16 protein-coding genes and 2 tRNA genes are annotated in these 19,004 nt (G+C 61.2%); all 18 read right to left on the bottom strand.

The features are described 5' to 3' along the window. The 18 genes from AC1RS8_RS12435 to leuC all read right to left on the bottom strand — a co-directional run bounded on the left by AC1RS8_RS12435 (nucleotide 1) and on the right by leuC (nucleotide 18,931). Nucleotides 1-73 (bottom strand) — tRNA-Asp (locus AC1RS8_RS12435). A gap of 53 nt (nucleotides 74-126) precedes the next feature. Continuing rightward, nucleotides 127-202 (bottom strand) — tRNA-Val (locus AC1RS8_RS12430). A gap of 218 nt (nucleotides 203-420) precedes the next feature. Beyond that, nucleotides 421-1,197, bottom strand: coding sequence for an SDR family oxidoreductase (locus AC1RS8_RS12425; RefSeq protein ID WP_090454230.1), 777 nt, complete (start codon nucleotides 1,195-1,197; stop codon nucleotides 421-423). Next, nucleotides 1,194-2,405: an O-succinylhomoserine sulfhydrylase gene (locus tag AC1RS8_RS12420; protein ID WP_057715568.1), complete on the bottom strand. Its 1,212-nt coding sequence runs from the start codon at nucleotides 2,403-2,405 to the stop codon at nucleotides 1,194-1,196. Before AC1RS8_RS12420 ends, AC1RS8_RS12425 begins: the two co-directional genes overlap by 4 nt. Before the next feature lie 81 nt (nucleotides 2,406-2,486). Next, nucleotides 2,487-3,992 carry an amidophosphoribosyltransferase gene (gene purF / locus AC1RS8_RS12415; RefSeq protein ID WP_007975670.1) on the bottom strand — a complete coding sequence of 502 codons (1,506 nt, stop codon included), beginning with the start codon at nucleotides 3,990-3,992 and terminating at the stop codon, nucleotides 2,487-2,489. 41 nt (nucleotides 3,993-4,033) lie between these two features. Further along, entirely contained in the window at nucleotides 4,034-4,594 is a 561-nt protein-coding gene (locus AC1RS8_RS12410) for a CvpA family protein (protein WP_007975669.1), read from the bottom strand. A gap of 98 nt (nucleotides 4,595-4,692) precedes the next feature. Continuing rightward, entirely contained in the window at nucleotides 4,693-5,361 is a 669-nt protein-coding gene (locus tag AC1RS8_RS12405) for an SPOR domain-containing protein (RefSeq protein ID WP_057715569.1), read from the bottom strand. Beyond that, complete coding sequence (gene folC, locus AC1RS8_RS12400) at nucleotides 5,345-6,652, bottom strand: bifunctional tetrahydrofolate synthase/dihydrofolate synthase (RefSeq protein WP_090454226.1); 1,308 nt, start codon at nucleotides 6,650-6,652, stop codon at nucleotides 5,345-5,347. The genes AC1RS8_RS12405 and folC overlap by 17 nt, the downstream gene beginning before the upstream one ends. Beyond that, nucleotides 6,649-7,569 carry an acetyl-CoA carboxylase, carboxyltransferase subunit beta gene (accD, locus tag AC1RS8_RS12395; RefSeq protein ID WP_008047319.1) on the bottom strand — a complete coding sequence of 307 codons (921 nt, stop codon included), beginning with the start codon at nucleotides 7,567-7,569 and terminating at the stop codon, nucleotides 6,649-6,651. The genes folC and accD overlap by 4 nt, the downstream gene beginning before the upstream one ends. A 191-nt stretch (nucleotides 7,570-7,760) precedes the next feature. After that, nucleotides 7,761-8,387: a phosphoribosylanthranilate isomerase gene (locus tag AC1RS8_RS12390; RefSeq protein ID WP_150812503.1), complete on the bottom strand. Its 627-nt coding sequence runs from the start codon at nucleotides 8,385-8,387 to the stop codon at nucleotides 7,761-7,763. Nucleotides 8,388-8,450: 63 nt separating this feature from the next. Next, nucleotides 8,451-9,275, bottom strand: a complete 825-nt coding sequence (gene truA / locus AC1RS8_RS12385; protein ID WP_032829430.1) for a tRNA pseudouridine(38-40) synthase TruA — start codon at nucleotides 9,273-9,275, stop codon at nucleotides 8,451-8,453. A 281-nt stretch (nucleotides 9,276-9,556) separates the two neighbouring features. Beyond that, a complete protein-coding gene (locus AC1RS8_RS12380) occupies nucleotides 9,557-12,160 on the bottom strand; it encodes a motility hub landmark protein FimV (protein ID WP_489340141.1) in 2,604 nt (867 codons plus the stop codon). A gap of 206 nt (nucleotides 12,161-12,366) precedes the next feature. Next, entirely contained in the window at nucleotides 12,367-13,377 is a 1,011-nt protein-coding gene (locus AC1RS8_RS12375; protein ID WP_489340140.1) for an aspartate-semialdehyde dehydrogenase, read from the bottom strand. A 255-nt stretch (nucleotides 13,378-13,632) separates the two neighbouring features. Next, nucleotides 13,633-14,745 carry an aspartate-semialdehyde dehydrogenase gene (gene asd / locus AC1RS8_RS12370; protein ID WP_489340139.1) on the bottom strand — a complete coding sequence of 371 codons (1,113 nt, stop codon included), beginning with the start codon at nucleotides 14,743-14,745 and terminating at the stop codon, nucleotides 13,633-13,635. Nucleotides 14,746-14,811: 66 nt separating this feature from the next. Further along, nucleotides 14,812-15,894, bottom strand: a complete 1,083-nt coding sequence (gene leuB, locus AC1RS8_RS12365; protein ID WP_102668756.1) for a 3-isopropylmalate dehydrogenase — start codon at nucleotides 15,892-15,894, stop codon at nucleotides 14,812-14,814. A gap of 50 nt (nucleotides 15,895-15,944) precedes the next feature. Beyond that, entirely contained in the window at nucleotides 15,945-16,712 is a 768-nt protein-coding gene (locus AC1RS8_RS12360) for a class I SAM-dependent methyltransferase (protein ID WP_102668757.1), read from the bottom strand. Nucleotides 16,713-16,856: 144 nt separating this feature from the next. Further along, on the bottom strand, nucleotides 16,857-17,501 hold the full coding sequence (gene leuD, locus AC1RS8_RS12355; protein ID WP_015095895.1) for a 3-isopropylmalate dehydratase small subunit: 645 nt from the start codon (nucleotides 17,499-17,501) through the stop codon (nucleotides 16,857-16,859). 11 nt (nucleotides 17,502-17,512) lie between these two features. Next, nucleotides 17,513-18,931, bottom strand: coding sequence for a 3-isopropylmalate dehydratase large subunit (leuC, locus tag AC1RS8_RS12350; protein WP_057715577.1), 1,419 nt, complete (start codon nucleotides 18,929-18,931; stop codon nucleotides 17,513-17,515). Between the last annotated feature and the right edge of the window lie 73 nt (nucleotides 18,932-19,004).

Here is a 19,004-nt window from a genome sequence, read left to right as displayed (position 1 = left end):
GCAGCGGACGGGACTCGAACCCGCGACCCCCGGCGTGACAGGCCGGTATTCTAACCGACTGAACTACCGCTGCGCGTCGGTGGAGGCATTTCAGCCTACCTCTTGCTTTCGCAAGTATCTCGGAAGTGGTGGGTGATGACGGGATCGAACCGCCGACATTCTGCTTGTAAGGCAGACGCTCTCCCAGCTGAGCTAATCACCCGTTTGCATCTCCGAGGCCGCGAAATTTACGCAGGTAGCGAACCTAAGTCAATAGCAGGATTGAAGTTTTTCTGAAAAAGACAAAATTATGTCTATGCAGCTAGAGCGCTTTCGCGAGCAAGCCCGCTCCCACAGGGGATTGCATTCCAAATGTGGGAGCGGCGGTGCGACGATTCGACTTGCTCGCGAAAGCAGCACATTCAACATCAATCCCGGAGCTTACTCGCTGTAAATCATCTTCTTGGTCATGCCGCCATCGACCACGAATTCCTGGCCGGTGACAAACCCGGCATTCCTCGACAGCAGCCAGGCCACCATCGCCGCGACATCCTCGACCTTCCCCACCCTGCCCGCCGGATGCTGGGCATGATCGGCCTCGGTCAAGGGTTCGGCACGTTGCACCGAGGGGTCGCGCGCATCGATCCAGCCAGGACTGACGGCATTGACCCGGATCTCCGGGCCAAGGCTGATGGCCAACGCATGCGTCAGGGCCAACAATCCGCCCTTGCTCGCCGCATAGGCCTCTGTGTCGGGCTCCGACTGCCCGGCGCGGGTCGAGGCCAGATTGACGATGGCGCCGCTGTGAGCGCGCAGGTACGGTGCACAGTGCTTGGCCAGCAACATCGGCCCACTGAGGTTCACCGCCAACACCCGATTCCAGTGAGCCAGGTCGAGGCTTTCCAGGGTGATGTTGTGCGGATCGGCAACCGCTGCATTGCATACCAGCGCATCCAGGCGCCCGAACTGACCGAGCACCTCGGCTACGCCCAGCGCGACTTGTCCCTCGTTGGAGACATCCATGGCGATGAACCAGGCGTTGTCGCCCAGCACTTTCGCCACTTTCGAACCGCGCTCCCGATCCAGATCCGTCAGCACGACTTGCCAGCCTTCGCTGATCAGCCAGGCCGAAATCCCCAGGCCAATACCCCGCGCAGCACCGGTCACCAGCGCTACGCGGCCATTTGAGCCGGTGGTCGGCGCAGACAACTCGATCACAACGCAGCCAGGCCGCGTGCCAGATCGGCTTGCAGGTCCGCCACGTCTTCCAGGCCGACCGCAACGCGGATCAGGCTGTCACGAATACCCGCCGCTTCACGCTCTTGCGGCGCCAGGCGACCATGGGAGGTGGTGCTCGGATGGGTGATGGTGGTTTTGCTGTCACCCAGGTTGGCGGTGATCGAAATCAGGCGCGTGGCGTCGATAAAGCGCCAGGCGCCCTCTTTGCCGCCCTTGACCTCAAAACTGACGACCGCACCGAAGCCCTTCTGCTGGCGCAGCGCCAGTTCGTGCTGCGGATGGCTCTTGAGGCCGGCGTAATGGACTTTCTCGATACCGTCCTGCTGCTCCAGCCACTCGGCCAGTTGTTGGGCGTTGGCGCAATGGGCCTTCATCCGCAGGTTCAAAGTTTCCAGGCCCTTGAGGAAGATCCAGGCGTTGAACGGGCTCAGGGTCGGCCCGGCGGTGCGCAAGAAACCAACCACCTCTTTCATCTGCTCGCCGCGACCGGCCACGACACCGCCCATGCAACGACCCTGGCCGTCGATGAATTTGGTGGCCGAGTGCACGACGATGTCCGCGCCCATTTTCAGCGGCTGTTGCAGCGCCGGGGTGCAGAAGCAGTTATCGACCACCAGCATCGCGCCTTTGGCGTGAGCGATTTTCGCCAGTTCGGCAATGTCCACCAGCTCGGCCAGCGGGTTGGACGGCGATTCGACGAACAGCAATTTGGTGTTGGCCTTGATTGCCGCGTCCCAGCCGGACAAGTCCGCCAAGGGCACGTAATCGACTTCGATACCGAAACGCTTGAAATACTTCTCGAACAGGCTGATGGTCGAGCCAAACACGCTGCGCGACACCAGCACGTGATCGCCGGCGCTGCACAGGCTCATCACCACCGCCATGATCGCGGCCATGCCAGTCGCGGTGGCCACGGCCTGCTCGGCGCTTTCCAGCGCGGCAATGCGCTCTTCAAAGGCACGCACAGTCGGGTTGGTGTAGCGCGAGTAGACGTTGCCCGGCACTTCGCCGGCAAAACGCGCGGCGGCATCGGCGGCGGTACGGAATACATAGCTGGAAGTGAAGAACATCGGATCACCGTGCTCACCTTCCGGCGTACGGTGCTGACCGGCACGTACGGCCAGGGTATCGAACGCTACGCCTTCGAGGTCGCTGTCCAGCCGACCGGCATCCCAATCCTGACTCATGCTGTCACTCCTTGCCTTGCTCTTGATAGATAAAAGTCTTTTTGCCAGATACAAAACCGGCCCCTCAGGGCCGGTAGTTACTCAGTTGTTGTACAGATCGATGATCGCACTGACTGCCTGCGTCTTGACCTTGGAGGCATCGTTGCGTGCCTGCTCGATCTTGTTCAGATAAGCCTCGTCGACGTCGCCGGTGACGTACTGGCCGTCGAACACCGCGCAATCGAACTTGTCGATCTTGATCTTGCCGCCCCCGACCGCTTCGATCAAGTCAGGCAAGTCCTGATAGATCAGCCAGTCGGCGCCGATCAGGTCTGCCACGTCCTGGGTCGAACGGTTGTGGGCGATCAGCTCGTGAGCGCTCGGCATGTCGATGCCGTAGACGTTCGGGTAGCGAACCGCTGGCGCCGCGGAGCAGAAGTAAACGTTCTTGGCGCCGGCTTCGCGGGCCATCTGGATGATCTGCTTGCAAGTGGTACCGCGAACGATGGAATCGTCCACCAGCATCACGTTCTTGCCGCGGAATTCCAGCTCGATGGCGTTGAGCTTCTGGCGTACGGATTTTTTCCGCGCGGCCTGGCCCGGCATGATGAAGGTCCGGCCGATGTAGCGGTTCTTCACGAAGCCTTCGCGGAACTTCACGCCCAGGTGGTTCGCCAGCTCCAGGGCCGCGGTGCGGCTGGTGTCCGGAATCGGGATGACCACGTCGATGTCGTGATCCGGACGCTCGCGCAGGATCTTCTCGGCGAGTTTCTCGCCCATGCGCAGACGGGCCTTGTAGACCGAAACGCCGTCGATGATCGAGTCCGGACGCGCCAGGTAGACGTGTTCGAAGATGCACGGGGTCAGGGACGGGTTGGTCGCGCACTGACGGGTGTACAGCTTGCCCTCTTCAGTGATGTAGACCGCTTCGCCCGGTGCCAGGTCGCGAATCAGGGTGAAGCCGAGCACGTCCAGGGAAACGCTTTCCGAGGCGATCATGTACTCGACGCCTTCGTCGGTGTGACGCTGGCCGAAAACGATCGGGCGGATGCCGTGCGGGTCGCGGAAACCGACGATGCCGTAGCCGGTGATCATCGCTACGACGGCATAACCACCGACGCAACGGTTGTGCACGTCGGTGACGGCGGCGAAAACGTCTTCTTCGGTCGGCTGCAACTTGCCGCGCTGGGCCAGTTCGTGCGCGAACACGTTGAGCAGTACTTCCGAATCGGAACTGGTGTTGACGTGGCGCAGGTCAGATTCGTAAATCTCCTTGGCCAGTTGTTCAACATTGGTCAGGTTACCGTTGTGCGCCAGGGTGATGCCGTAAGGCGAGTTGACGTAAAACGGTTGAGCTTCAGCCGACGTCGAGCTGCCCGCGGTTGGATAACGCACATGGCCAATACCCATGTGACCGACCAGGCGCTGCATGTGACGTTGCTGGAACACGTCACGCACCAGGCCGTTGTCCTTGCGCAGGAATAACCGGCCATCATGGCTGGTCACGATACCGGCAGCGTCCTGGCCGCGGTGCTGGAGGACGGTTAGCGCGTCATACAGCGCCTGATTGACGTTCGACTTACCGACGATACCGACGATGCCACACATGCGACGCAACCCCTACTTAATGGATCTGAACTGAGCACTACTCACTGAGGCGTTTTGGCCATCGGCAAGAGTTGCTCCTTGAACGGAATATCAGCGGGTACGCTGATTCCGCTGGCAAGCCACTGACTGCTCCACCCGAGGATCAGGTTTTTGGACCAGTCTGCAACCAATAGAAATTTTGGCACGAGCTGTGACTCTTTCCACCACCCGTCCTGCTGTACCGGCCCCAGGCTCAACAGCCCGACGGCGATAACCACCAGCAACCCGCCACGGGCGGCGCCGAAGGCCATGCCGAGGAATCGGTCGGTCCCGGAGAGCCCGGTGACGCGAACCAGTTCGCCGATAAGATAATTGATCATTGCGCCTACGATTAAAGTGGCGACAAACATGATGGCACAGCCCGTTATTATACGTGCCGATGGCGTTTGAATGTACCCGCCGAGGTACTCGGACAGTGAGCCACCGAACATCCAGGCTACGACTCCTGCGATGATCCAGGTCAGCAGCGACAGCGCTTCCTTGACGAAGCCGCGGCTCAGACTGATCAATGCGGAGATGGCGACGATTGCAACGATCGCCCAGTCAACCCAGGTAAATGGCACAGTGCAGCCTACAGACGGATAAGGCGGCGCATTTTAGCAGAGCCCATGCTTATCGGTAAGCTGCGATTGTCAGTGCATTTCATATCGGGGTGATAGTTTTAGCCACGTTCCGGTTGAAAGCGCACCACAAACCCCTTGAGGTTCTGCTGGCGGTTGAGCAAGTCACGCAGCCGGTCGGCTTCGGCACGCTCGATCAGCGGCCCGACAAACACCCGGTTTTTGCCGTCGGCGGTACGGATGTAGGCGTTGTAACCCTGGCTGCGCAGGGTTTTCTGAAGTTTTTCCGCGCTTTCGCGGTTCGACAGGCTGGCCAGTTGCACCGACCAGCTGACAGACAAACCATTGGCATCGACACGGCTTTGCGTGGTGTCCGGCTTGCCCGGTGCCGCGGTGATCGGCTGGGCAGGCGCCGTTGCAGGCTTAGCCGCCAAAGCCGGGACCGGCGCGGGTGCAGCCGGCTTGGCTGCTGGCGCTGGAACCGCAGGCGCTGGAGCCACCGGAACAGCTGGCACCGCCGATTCCTGCTGGGCGATTTCGTCATCGCTCGGCACGGGTTCCTGAGGCAGGGCTTGCGGCTCAGGCACCGCCACGGGCTCGACCTGTACCTGGGGCATCGCCGGCGCTTGCGGAGCCGCGGGCGCTTCGACCGTCACCTGGCGCTGTTCGTCCTGGCGGGAAAACAGCATCGGCAGAAAAATCACCGCCAGCGCGACCAACACCAGGGCGCCAACCATGCGCTGCTTGTATGCCTTATCCAGCAATGCCATTTGCCGCTTCCTCCGTGGAGCGCCGGGCCAGCCATTCAAGGGCCTCGGCGACACAATAAAATGATCCGAACAACAGGATTTCGTCGTCGCTCGTGGCCTGCGCGCACTGCCCTTCCAGGGCGGCCGCGACACTGTCGTATGACGTGACCGACGCACCAAGACCTTGCAACGCGGCGTGCAAATCCGCAACCGAACGCGCCCGAGGCGAATCCAGAGGTGCGACAGCCCAGTGCTGGACACTAGCATTCAATTCGCCGACCACACCACCCAGATCTTTGTCCGCCAGCAACCCGAACACCGCCAGACGCTTGCCGACCGGCGGGCGGCTGGCCAGGCGACGAGCCAGATACTCCGCCGCATGGGGGTTATGCCCCACATCCAGCAATAGATTCAAGCGTTTGCCTTGCCACTCGAACTCACGGCGATCCAGGCGACCGACCACCCGGGTGGCCCGTAGCGCCTCGATAATCTGCGCATCCGCCCAAGGCAAGCCGAGCAGCAGGTAAGCCTGCAACGCCAGCGCGGCGTTTTCCATCGGTAGATCGAGCAGTGGCAGGTCGCGCAGCTCCACCACGCGCCCTTGCCCATCGACACCGCGCCATTGCCAGTTGTGATCGGTCACACCGAGGTCAAAATCGCGCCCACGCAGGAAAAACGGGCAATTAAGCTCGCGCGCCTTGTCCAGCAGAGGTTGTGGAGGATTCAGATCGCCGCAGAGCGCAGGCGCGCCCTGACGGAAAATACCGGCCTTCTCGAAGGCCACGGACTCCCGGGTATCACCGAGGTAATCCGCATGATCGACGCCGATACTGGTGACCAGCGCCATGTCGGCGTCCACCACGTTGACCGTGTCCAGACGACCGCCCAGACCGACTTCTAGCACCACTGCATCGAGCCCGGAGCGCTGGAACAGCCAGAATGCCGCCAGGGTGCCCATTTCGAAGTAAGTCAGGGACGTGTCGCCGCGCCCGGCCTCTACCGCGGCAAAGGCCTCGCACAGCTCGGCATCCGTGGCTTCGACGCCATTGACGGTTACCCGCTCGTTGTAACGCAGCAGGTGTGGGGAGTTGTACACCCCCACTTTCAAGCCCTGGGCCCGCAGCAAGGACGCCACGAACGCACAGGTGGAACCCTTGCCGTTGGTCCCGGTGACCGTGATCACCCGAGGCGCCGGCTTGCCCAGTCCCATACGGGACGCTACCTGCTGCGACCGCTCCAGGCCCATGTCGATGGCTGAAGGGTGCAACTGTTCAAGGTAGGCGAGCCATTCGCCAAGGGTACGTTGGGTCATAGGCTGGCTGGCACCGGCGGAACCACGATCGGCTCGATAGGGGCAGCCACGAACTTCGGCGTCGGCAGGCCCATCATTTGCGCCAGCAGGTTGCCCAGACGCGGACGCAGCTCCTGACGGTCGATGATCATGTCAATGGCACCGTGCTCCAGCAGGAACTCGCTGCGCTGGAAGCCTTCCGGCAGTTTCTCGCGCACGGTTTGCTCGATCACACGCGGACCGGCAAAACCGATCAACGCCTTCGGCTCGCCGACAATCACGTCGCCCAGCATCGCCAGACTGGCGGAAACGCCGCCGTAGACCGGGTCGGTCAACACGGAGATGAACGGGATGCCCTCTTCACGCAGACGGGCCAGCACCGCGGAGGTCTTGGCCATTTGCATCAGGGAAATCAGCGCTTCCTGCATCCGCGCACCGCCGGAAGCGGCGAAGCAGATCATCGGGCAACGTTTTTCCAGGGCGTAGTTGGCGGCGCGAACGAAACGCTCACCGACGATGGCGCCCATCGAACCGCCCATGAAGGAAAATTCGAACGCCGAAACCACGACCGGCATGCCCAGCAAAGTGCCACTCATGGAAACCAGTGCGTCTTTTTCGCCAGTCTGCTTTTGTGCAGCGGTCAGGCGGTCCTTGTACTTCTTGCCGTCGCGGAATTTCAGACGGTCAACCGGTTCCAGGTCTGCACCCAGCTCGGCACGGCCTTCAACATCGAGGAAGATGTCGATACGGGCGCGGGCGCCGATACGCATGTGATGGTTGCACTTGGGGCAAACGTCCAGGGTCTTTTCCAGCTCTGGACGATACAGCACAGCCTCGCAAGACGGGCATTTGTGCCAAAGACCTTCAGGCACCGAGCTCTTCTTGACCTCGGAACGCATGATCGAAGGGATCAGTTTGTCTACTAACCAGTTGCTCATGCTTTCTTTCTCCAGTACCGGCGGCCCGAACGCTCTGGTTCGCGGCCCCGTGTATGCCCTAGCGCTAAATTCATGTGTGCGGCGATGATCAGTGAATGGCCGGGTCAGCGAAACGTGACCTGCGTACCACCCCATAACCCTCAGCCGTTTTGTACAGTGCAGTGGACGGCGGCAGACTGCCAGCCGTCACATCAACGGGTGCTACCACGTACCGCTTTGATAAATGCCTGAATCTTTGCGTGATCCTTGATGCCCTTGCTCGCCTCCACCCCGCCACTGACATCCACGGCGTAAGGCCGAACGCGCGCAACCGCCTCGGCGACGTTATCCGGCGTCAGACCGCCCGCCAGAATGACCGGCTTGCTCAGGCCTTGCGGTATCAGTGACCAGTCAAACGCCTCCCCGGTTCCTCCGGGAACGCCTTCGACATAGGTATCGAGCAAGATTCCGCTGGCGCTGGCATAAGCATCGCAGGCCGCTGCGATGTCATCACCGGCCTTGACCCGCAATGCCTTGATGTACGGCCGGTGCCAGCCTTCGCACTCAGCGGCGGTTTCGTCGCCATGGAACTGCAACAGGTCCAGCGGCACGGCGTCGAGGATTTCCCCCAGCTCGCAACGGCTGGCATTGACGAACAAGCCCACGGTGGTCACGAACGGCGGCAGCGCCTTGATGATCGAGCGCGCCTGCTGGACCGTCACCGCACGGGGGCTTTTGGCGTAGAACACGAATCCGATGGCATCCGCCCCGGCCTCGACGGCTGCCAACGCATCCTCTATGCGGGTAATCCCACAGATCTTGCTGCGAACGGCTGACATGTCGATACAACTCCAAGACAAATCCGGGAAAGTCCCGGATGGTAACAAAAGCGTTCGAGGGCGTCAGCCGCCAAGTTCCGAGAACCCGGTCAGGAAGTGCGGACCGATGTAGCGCTCGGGCAACTCGAACTCGTCACGGTACTCGACCTGAACCAGATACAAGCCGAATGGATGCGCGGTCACGCCACCGGTCCGTCGAATCCGGCTCTCCAGCACCTCTTTCATCCACTCCACCGGCCGCTCTCCGGCGCCAATGGTCATCAGCACACCGGCAATGTTGCGCACCATATGATGCAGGAAGGCGCTGGCGCGAATATCCAGCACGATCATCTTGCCGTGACGGGTAACGCGCAGGTGATGCAATTCCTTGATCGGCGACTTGGCCTGGCACTGACCGGCGCGAAAAGCACTGAAATCATGGGTGCCGAGCAGGTACTGGGCGGCCTCGGCCATGCGCTCGACGTCCAGCGGACGGTGGTTCCAGGTCACCTCTTCGTTCAAGTGCGCCGGGCGGATCTGATCGTTGTAGATCACGTAGCGATAACGCCGGGCAATGGCCTTGAACCGCGCATGGAAATGCGCCGGCATGACCTTGGCCCAACTGACACTGACGTCATGGGGCAAGTTGATGTTGGCGCCCATGGTCCAGGCCTTCATCGAGCGCTCGACCTGAGTGTCGAAATGCACCACCTGTCCGCAGGCATGCACCCCGGCGTCGGTACGCCCGGCGCACATCAGCGAAACGGGCGAGTCGGCGACTTTGGACAAGGCGTTTTCGAGGGTTTCCTGCACGGTGAGCACCCCGGACGCCTGGCGCTGCCAGCCGCGGTAGCGCGAGCCTTTGTATTCGACGCCCAGCGCGATCCGGAAAAAGCCGTCGGCTGCCATTTCGGCGGCCGGGTTATCTATATTTGCCAAGGAGGGACAGCCTGATGATGTACCAAAGGCGGGCATTATAAGGCCGCCGGGCGGGGATGCCAGAGAGTTCTCCATTGACTGTTCCGGCCTCATCGCGGGCAAGCCCGCTCCCACAGGTTTTGTGAACGACATAAATCTCTGTGGGAGCGGGCTTGCCCGCGATGAGGCCCAAGCAAACAACATCCATTAATGAGCCAAACAAAAACGGCAGCCTCAATGGGCTGCCGCTTTTTTTACAACCCGCCGATCAATCAAGCCAGGCGCGAAAGCATCTCCTCGGCTTCACTCTTCTGCTCGGCACTGCCTTCGCTTACCACCTCATTGAGGATGTCGCGAGCACCGTCGCTGTCGCCCATGTCGATATAGGCCTGAGCCAGATCGAGCTTGGTAGCGGCTTCGTCAGTGCCCGAGAGGAAGTCGAAGTCATCATCGCCATCCAGCGCGGCATCAGCTTCGGTAAAGGTCGGCTCGCCGATGCTGTTGGACAAGCTCTCCAGTTCGGCGTTGACATCATCCAGCTCTGCCGCGAACGCATCCGGCGCGTCCAGTTCCTCGGCCAGCGACAGATCGAAATCGGCCGGCAACTCCAGATCATCCAGCGCGACCTCAGGAACAGCCGGGGTTTCGGCAACCGGGAAATCCTTCACACCCTCATCCAGATCCAGCAGGAAATCGTCTTCAGCCAGCATCGCCGGCGACGGTTGCGCACCGAGATCCAGGTCGAGGTCGAAGTCCGACAGATCGTCGAGGTTTTCCTTGATTTCAGTCTGCTGCTGCAACACCGACTCAAAGCTCAGATCGTCGTCCAGCGGGAACTCACCAAGGTCTGGCAACGCCGCCACTTCAGGCTCCGGTGCAGGTGCAGGCGCCAAAGGCGTAATCGCGTCCAGATCATCCAGGCTCAGGTCGAAGGCGCTGTCGAGGTCATCCTCGAACGGTGCCGGTTCTGGCTCTGGCGCCGGTGCTTGCGGCTCATCGAGCAACAGCTCCTTGACGTATTGCGCGTCCAGTTCGGCAGCAACGGCGGCTGCGGCGATGCCACCGGCAGCCACCAGCGCCATGGCCGGGAAGCGACTTTTGAGCTTTTCAACCTGGGCGAAGTTGTCGCCATTGGCCACCAACTGACGCTCCTGGCCGACGAACGCATCGCGGTCGCCTTGCTGGCCGTAGACCTCCATCAGTTTCAAGCGCAGATCGCTGCGCTTGGGCTCTTGCTTGACGCCGTCCTCCAGCAACGCGGCGGCCTGATTCAGGCGACCGGCATTGATGTGCGACTGAGCCTGACCCAGCACGTCGTCGGAACGCTCGGCAGCCGGCGCCACCAATGGTGCGGCGATCGGCGTGGTCATCACCACCGGAGCAACCACCGGCGCTGGCGCGGGAGCAGGCGTCGGGGCGGTCGCCAGTTTCACGCTCGGCGGCGGAACTTCCAGGCCTTCGAAGCTGCTTTCCGGCAAGTCGAAATCGGCCGAGAACGGCTGATCTTCGGCCAAGGCACGGGCCATGCGCAGATGTTTCTCGGCTGCTTGCTGGGCTTTGCGTCGACGCGCCAGCAACAGCAGCAGGAGCAGGAGAATCACCGCACCGCCACCGACCAGGCCCAGCAGCAGCGGATTGGTCAGCAATTCATTGAACTTCTGATCGTCAGATGCCGCCGGTGTCGCCTCGACGGGCTTCTCGGCTGGCGCGGGCGTTGCCTCAGGGGCAGGCGCAGCGGCAACCGGTGCAGGCGCTGCCTCCGGGTTGGCAGCCAGCTCGGCCGACATTGCCGGCGCGGTCGCAGCCGCTGGAGCAGCCGCAGCGCCCTCGGTTTGCAACTTGGCCAGTTGGTTGTTCTTCAACTCGATCAGGCGCTGCAGCTTGTCCACCTGGCTTTGCAGATCGGCCATGCGGCTTTTCAGTTCGGCGTTATCACGACGACTGGTGTCGAGGCTTTCCTGGGTCACCGCCAGCTTGTTGCTGAGGGCCTTGGCATCTCCGGCAGCCCCTTTGCCAGGGTTCTTGCCGGACTCGGCAGACACCAGGCTCAACTTGTCGGTGGCTGCTTGCGCCGGAGCACCCTCGGTACGAGCGCGATTGGTGGCGTCGAGCTGTTGCTGCCCTGCCCCGGGTTTTGCCACATAGCGGCGACCCTGGCGCCAGGCCTTGTTCTGTGCGGCCACTTCGGCAATGGCCTTGGCTTGCGGCAGGCCGGTGCTCTGCGCCTGGTCCGGCATGCGCAGCACCTGGCCGGTCTTCAGGCGATTGATGTTGCCGTCGATAAAGGCATCCGGGTTCAACGCCTGGATGGCCAGCATGGTTTGCTGGATCGAACCGCCATTACGCGCCTTTGCGGCGATTTCCCACAGGGTATCGCGCGGCGTGGTGGTGTATTGGGACGGTTTGGTCGCACCGGTGACGGGCGCGGCAACCGTCGACGTCGGCTGCGCAGCCGCTTCAGCGGTTTGCGGCGAGAATTTGGACGGATCGAGCAGCACACTGTAGTCGCGCAGCAAGCGGCCGTTCGGCCACATGACCTGAACCAGGAACTTCACCATGGGTTCGGAAAGTGGCTTGCTGGAGGTCACGCGCAGGATGCTTTTACCGCTGGCGTTGAGCACCGGGGTGAAGGTCAAGTCGTTGAGAAACGCCTGGCGGTCGACACCGGCCTTGGCGAAATCGTCTGGTGAGGCCAGGCTTGGTACCACTTCGGCGGCGGTGAGATCCTTGACATCGAGCAGCTCGATTTCCGCTACCAGCGGCTGGTTGAGCGTCGATTTCAGGGTCAACTCCCCGAGCCCGAGGGCATGCGCCATACCGGAGGACAGCGCCGAGGCGGCCGCTATTGCTAACACCAGTTTGCGAACTTGAACCATTAGCTCATCCTTAGTTTGAACATTCCTCGGCCAGCGAGAAGGTATTGATAGTCGCTGCCGTAAGGCATTGCACGCAACGGCGAGGGTCGTCGCGCGCGGTCATTTCATTGATGCCCGGCAAAGCCCCGCAGAGTGGCTCTGCCTTCAGCACTCCGGCAAGCATAGGCTCGCGCGGAATCATTCGACAAATTGTTGCAAAGTATCTTTTACAGCAGGTCTTTTATCAACAACTCGGCCAGCTGCACAGCGTTGAGCGCCGCGCCTTTGCGTACGTTATCTGACGTCAGCCACAGATTAAGTTCCGACGTGTCGTCAATACCATGGCGAACCCGACCAACGTAGACCACATCCTGGCCTACCGCATCGCCCACCGGGGTCGGGTAGTCGCCGGCTTCCACCAGTTCGATGCCGGGAGCGTCTTCCAGGGCCGCATTGACTTTCCCCAGGTCGATTTCACTCGCGGACTGCAGGGTCACGCTATAGCTATCGCCAAAAAACACCGGGGCTTGAATGCAAGTGACGGAAATCTTCAATGAAGGCCGCGCCATGACCTGGCGCAGCTCACGCACCAGGCGTTTTTCCAGCAGCGTATGACCTTGCTCATCCGGTTTACCGACCTGGGCCAACAGGTTGAAGGCCATCTGCCGATCAAAGAATTTCGGCTCCAGCGGCCGCACATTCAGCAGTTCGGCGGTTTGCCGGGCGAGCTCGCTCACGGCTTCGCGGCCCTGGGCCGATACCGCCAGGCTGGCGGTCAGGCTGATGCGCTGCAAATCGAGCAACTCCATCAGTGGTGCGAGCACCACCGCCAGCGTGGTGGCCGACGGGCTTGGACTGCTGACCTGAAAGGGTTTGTTCAAGCCGGCCAACACCTGGGCATTGGCTTCAGGCACAACCTGTGGCGCCTTTTCGGCCGGCAGGGCACCGGAGAGATCGATAACCGAGCAACCGGCATCGGTCGCGCGGGAAGCGAAGCTCAACGAAACCGCCGGGCCGGCGGCAAAGAATGCCAACTGCACCTTGCTGAAGTCGAACTGATCGACTTCCCGCACCCGCACGTTCTTGCCGCGAAACGGCACCGAACTGCCGGCCGACTCGCTGCTGGCCAACAGGTGCAGGTTACCGATCGGGAAATCGCGCTCTTCGAGAATCTGCACAAGTGTTTCGCCGACAGTACCGGTGGCGCCGATCACGGCAATATCAATGGACTGGCTCATGGTTTGACCTCTGGCGAAACGGGGGGAGCGGCACTTTACCGGGTGGTGGGGATGCAGGCAATTCGGCGGGAGATTTGTGGTGTTCGTGCCGGCCTCATCGCGAGCAAGCTCGCTCCCACAGGAGTACGCATTCCAATGTGGGAGCGAGCTTGCTCGCGATGACGGAATATCAGGCAACCCATAAACATCAGATAGCCGGGAATAAAAAAACCCGCACCTCTTTCAAGGCACGGGTTCTTTCATTGCTTCAGTCGATCAACGCTCAAGCAGGATCCGCAGCATGCGACGCAGCGGTTCGGCCGCGCCCCACAGCAGCTGGTCGCCGACGGTAAACGCGCCGACGAATTGCGAACCCATGTTCAGCTTGCGCAGACGGCCAACCGGGATGTTCAGGGTGCCGGTGACCTTGTTCGGGCTCAGCTCCTGAATGCTGGTTTCGCGGTTGTTCGGCACCAGCTTGACCCAAGGATTGTGCTGGCTGATCAACCCTTCGATATCAGCGATCGGTACGTCTTTGTTCAGCTTGATGGTCAGTGCCTGGCTGTGGCAGCGCATGGCGCCGATGCGCACGCAGATGCCATCGACCGGGATCGGGCTCTTGAAGCGACCGAGGATCTTGTTGGTCTCGGCCTGGGCCTTCCACTCTTCGCGGCTCTGACCGTTCGGCAGTTCCTTGTCGATCCACGGGATCAGGCTGCCGGCCAACGGTACGCCGAAGTTTTCAGTCGGGTAAGCGTCGCTGCGCATGGCTTCAGCCACACGGCGGTCGATGTCGAGGATCGCGCTGGCCGGATCGGCCAGTTGATCGGCAACAGCGGCGTGGGTCGCGCCCATTTGCTTGATCAGTTCACGCATGTTCTGCGCGCCGGCACCGGAGGCCGCCTGATAAGTCATGGCGCTCATCCACTCCACCAGGCCAGCTTCGAACAGGCCACCGAGGCCCATCAGCATCAGGCTGACGGTGCAGTTGCCGCCGATGTAGTTCTTGGTGCCCGCATCCAACTGCTGGTCGATGACCTTGCGGTTGACCGGATCCAGAACGATCACCGCATCATCCTGCATACGCAGGCTGGAAGCGGCGTCGATCCAGTAACCCTGCCAGCCGGCTTCACGCAGCTTGGGGAAGACTTCGCTGGTGTAGTCGCCACCCTGGCAGGTCAGAATCACGTCGAGGGTTTTCAGCTCTTCAATGCTGTAAGCGTCCTTGAGCGGAGCAATCTCCTTGCCCACGGACGGGCCTTGGCCACCGACATTGGAAGTGGTGAAAAACACCGGCTCGATAAGATCGAAATCCTGCTCTTCCAGCATCCGCTGCATGAGCACGGAACCGACCATGCCGCGCCAACCGATCAGACCTACACGTTTCATCGCAACTACACCTTCTTGAAATGTGGACCGCTACCTTGTCTTGAATTTGGCAGCGGGCCCGAGAGATTACAGATTCCGCAGCGCGGCGACTACTGCGTCACCCATTTCCTGCGTACCGACTTTGGTGCAACCGGCCGACCAGATGTCACCGGTGCGCAAGCCCTGATCCAGCACCAGGCTGACGGCTTTCTCGATGGCATCGGCCGCGGCCTGCTGGTTGAAGCTGTAACGCAACATCATCGACACCGACAAAATGGTCGCCAGCGGGTTGGCGATGCCCTTGCCCGCGATGTCCGGGGCCGAACCGTGGCACGGCTCGTACATGCCCTTGTTGTTGGTGTCCAGGGACGCCGACGGCAGCATGCCGATGGAACCGGTGAGCATCGAGGCCTGGTCGGACAGGATGTCGCCGAACATGTTGTCGGTAACGATCACGTCGAACTGCTTCGGTGCGCGCACCAGCTGCATCGCGGCGTTGTCGACGTACATGTGGCTCAGTTCGACTTCAGGATAATCCTTGGCCACTTGTTCGACCACTTCACGCCACAGTTGGCTGGAGGCCAGTACGTTGGCCTTGTCCACCGAGCACAGCTTCTTGCCACGGACCATGGCCATGTCGAAACCGACACGGGCGATGCGGCGGATTTCGCTTTCGCTGTACGGCAGGGTGTCATAGGACTGACGCTCGCCGTTTTCCAGGGTACGGGTACCACGAGGCGCGCCGAAGTAGATGCCGCCGGTCAGCTCGCGAACGATCAGAATGTCCAGGCCGGCCACGATTTCCGGCTTCAGGCTGGAAGCCTCGGCCAGTTGCGGGTACAGGATCGCCGGACGCAGGTTGCCGAACAGGCCCAGTTGCGCACGGATTTTCAGCAGACCGCGTTCAGGGCGGATGTCACGTTCGATGGCATCCCATTTCGGGCCGCCAACGGCGCCCAGCAACACGGCGTCGGCCGCGCGGGCACGCTCCAGGGTCTCGTCGGCCAACGGCACGCCGTGCTTGTCGATGGCAGCGCCACCGATCACATCAAAGCTCAGCTCGAAACCCAATGCGAACTTGTCGCTGGCCAATTCCAGCACCTTGACCGCTTCGGCCATGATTTCCGGGCCAATACCGTCACCTGGGAGAATCAGAATCTGCTTGCTCATGCTTTCCTCATGTCATCAGTCGGTGCGCCTTGGGCGCACCCGGAAAAATTCTATCGCTCGGCCATCAGTACCAGCACATCCGTACTGAACGAACCATCGGCCTCAATCTCAAAATATTCGCGTACTTCATTGCCCATCGACTGCTGCAACTCGCGGATCGCCGCGCGCATCACTTGCGGTGTGCGCATGCGCTCGACCCAGCTGTTGTATTCCAGGCGCAAGCGCTGACGGGTGGTACTGCGGGTGTGCAGCCCCGCCTCGCTGACCTGGCGCAACCACTCGCCAGCGGAATAATCGCGCACATGGCTGGTATCGCGCAGCACTTCGACGCTTTGCAGGTAAGTGTCGAACAGCGGGCTACCCGGTGACAACACGTCGACGAACGCCGCCACACCGCCCGGCTTCAGGACTCGACGCACCTCCCGCAGGGCCACGCCCAGGTCGCTCCAATGGTGCGCCGAATAGCGGCTGAAGACGAAATCGAATTCGCCATCGGCGAACGGCAGGCGCTCGGCGGCACCGTTGACCGTGGTTACGTTGCTCAAGCCACGGTCGACAGCAGCGGCAGCGACCACGTCGAGCATTTGCTGCGACAGGTCGTAGGCCACCACCTCTTTCACCAATGAGGCTACGTGAAAACTCACGTGACCGGCGCCGCACCCCAGATCCAGGACCCTGGCCTCGCCCTGCCCCGCCAGTTCGGCCTGTAGCAGCGCGAATTCGGTGCCCTGAGCGTGTACGGCGCTGCTCAGGTAGGCCGAGGCCTGTTCACCGAATTGCTTTTGAACTACCTGGCTGTGCTGGGCGGTGCTGGTCATGGGGACTTCCTTTTTGGGGTGAGTCTTGGGGTGTCTGTTCTGGCCTCATCGCGAGCAAGCTCGCTCCCACAGGTTTTGTTTACGCTGCAAATCCAATGTGGGAGCGAGCTTGCTCGCGATGGCGTCATTACGCCTTACGCAAATTCAAGCGTCGCGAAACAACCAAGGCTGGCTCGCACGATGCTTGGCCTCAAATGCCGCAATCGCATCGCCGTCCTGCAAGGTCAGGCCGATATCGTCCAGGCCGTTCAACAGGCAATGCTTGCGAAACGCATCAATCTCAAAGCTCAACACCTTGCCATCCGGACGGGTCACGGTCTGGGCCTGCAGGTCAACCTGCAACTGATAGCCCGGATTGGCCTCGACCTGCTGGAACAGTTCGTCGACTTCGGCGTCGCTCAAGATGATCGGCAGCAAGCCGTTCTTAAAGCTGTTGTTGAAGAAGATGTCGGCATAGCTCGGCGCGATGATGCTGCGGAAACCGTACTCTTCCAGCGCCCACGGCGCGTGTTCACGGCTGGAGCCGCAACCGAAGTTCTCGCGGGCCAGCAACACGCTGGCGCCCTGGTAACGTTCGGCGTTGAGGACGAAGTCCTTGTTCAGCGGACGCTTGGAGTTGTCCTGGTAAGGCTGGCCCACATCCAGGTAGCGCCATTCATCGAACAGGTTCGGGCCAAAGCCCGTGCGTTTGATCGACTTCAGGAACTGCTTCGGGATGATCTGGTCGGTGTCGACGTTGGCACGATCCAAAGGCGCGACAAGACCAGTGTGCTGGGTAAAAGCTTTCATGCTGCGCTCCTTCAGATCAATTCACGGACGTCGACGAAACGACCGTTTATAGCAGCGGCCGCGGCCATGGCCGGGCTGACGAGGTGAGTACGACCACCGGCACCCTGACGGCCTTCGAAGTTACGGTTGGAGGTCGAGGCGCAATGCTCACCGGACTCCAGTCGGTCCGGGTTCATCGCCAGGCACATCGAGCAACCCGGCTCACGCCATTCGAAACCGGCTTCGAGGAAAATCTTGTCCAGGCCTTCCGATTCAGCCTGGGCTTTAACCAGGCCCGAGCCCGGCACCACGATGGCCTGCTTGATGGTCGAGGCCACTTTACGGCCCTTGGCGATCACGGCAGCCGCACGCAGATCTTCAATCCGCGAGTTGGTGCAGGAACCGATGAACACGCGGTCGAGCTGAATGTCGGTGATCGCCTGATTGGCGGTCAAACCCATGTACTTCAAGGCACGGACGATGGAGTCGCGCTTGACCAGGTCCATTTCCTTCGCAGGATCCGGCACGTTCTGGTCTACCGCCAGCACCATCTCAGGCGAAGTACCCCAGCTGACTTGCGGCTTGATCTGGGTCGCATCGAGCTCGACAACCGTATCAAACGTGGCATCGGCGTCAGACACCAGGTCTTTCCAGGCTTCAACGGCCAGGTCCCATTCCGCGCCTTTCGGGGCAAATGGACGGCCCTTGACGTAAGCCACGGTTTTTTCGTCCGCAGCCACCAGGCCTACGCGAGCGCCGGCCTCGATGGACATGTTGCAGATGGTCATGCGGCCTTCGACGGACAGGTCGCGAATCGCGCTGCCGGCGAACTCGATGGCGTGGCCGTTACCGCCGGCGGTGCCGATCTTACCGATCACCGCGAGCACGATGTCCTTGGCGGTCACGCCGAACGGCAATTGGCCTTCGACGCGCACCAGCATGTTTTTCATTTTCTTGGCGACCAGGCACTGGGTGGCGAGCACATGCTCGACCTCGGAAGTGCCGATACCGTGAGCCAATGCGCCGAATGCGCCATGGGTCGAGGTATGGGAGTCGCCGCAGACCACGGTCATGCCGGGCAAGGTTGCGCCTTGCTCCGGGCCGATGACATGGACGATGCCCTGGCGAACGTCGTTCATCTTGAACTCGACGATGCCGTATTCATCGCAGTTGTCATCGAGGGTCTGGACTTGCAGGCGCGAAACCTGGTCAACGATGGCGTCGATGCCACCCTTGCGCTCCGGCGTGGTCGGTACGTTGTGGTCCGGGGTCGCGATGTTGGCATCGATGCGCCATGGCTTGCGGCCGGCCAGACGCAGGCCTTCGAAGGCTTGCGGCGAGGTCACTTCGTGGATGATGTGACGATCGATGTAGATCAGCGCAGAGCCATCGTCGCGCTGCTTGACCAAATGCGAATCCCAGAGCTTGTCGTAGAGCGTTTTGCCGGCCATCAGACGGTTTCCTCATCAGCTTGTTTCTATGCCCTGGGTCTTGAGCGACTCAATAACCCCTTGGCTTGTGAGG

The organism is Pseudomonas sp. GW821-FHT12A04, assembly GCF_058807755.1.
This window is presented reverse-complemented; position numbering and strand designations above follow the sequence as displayed.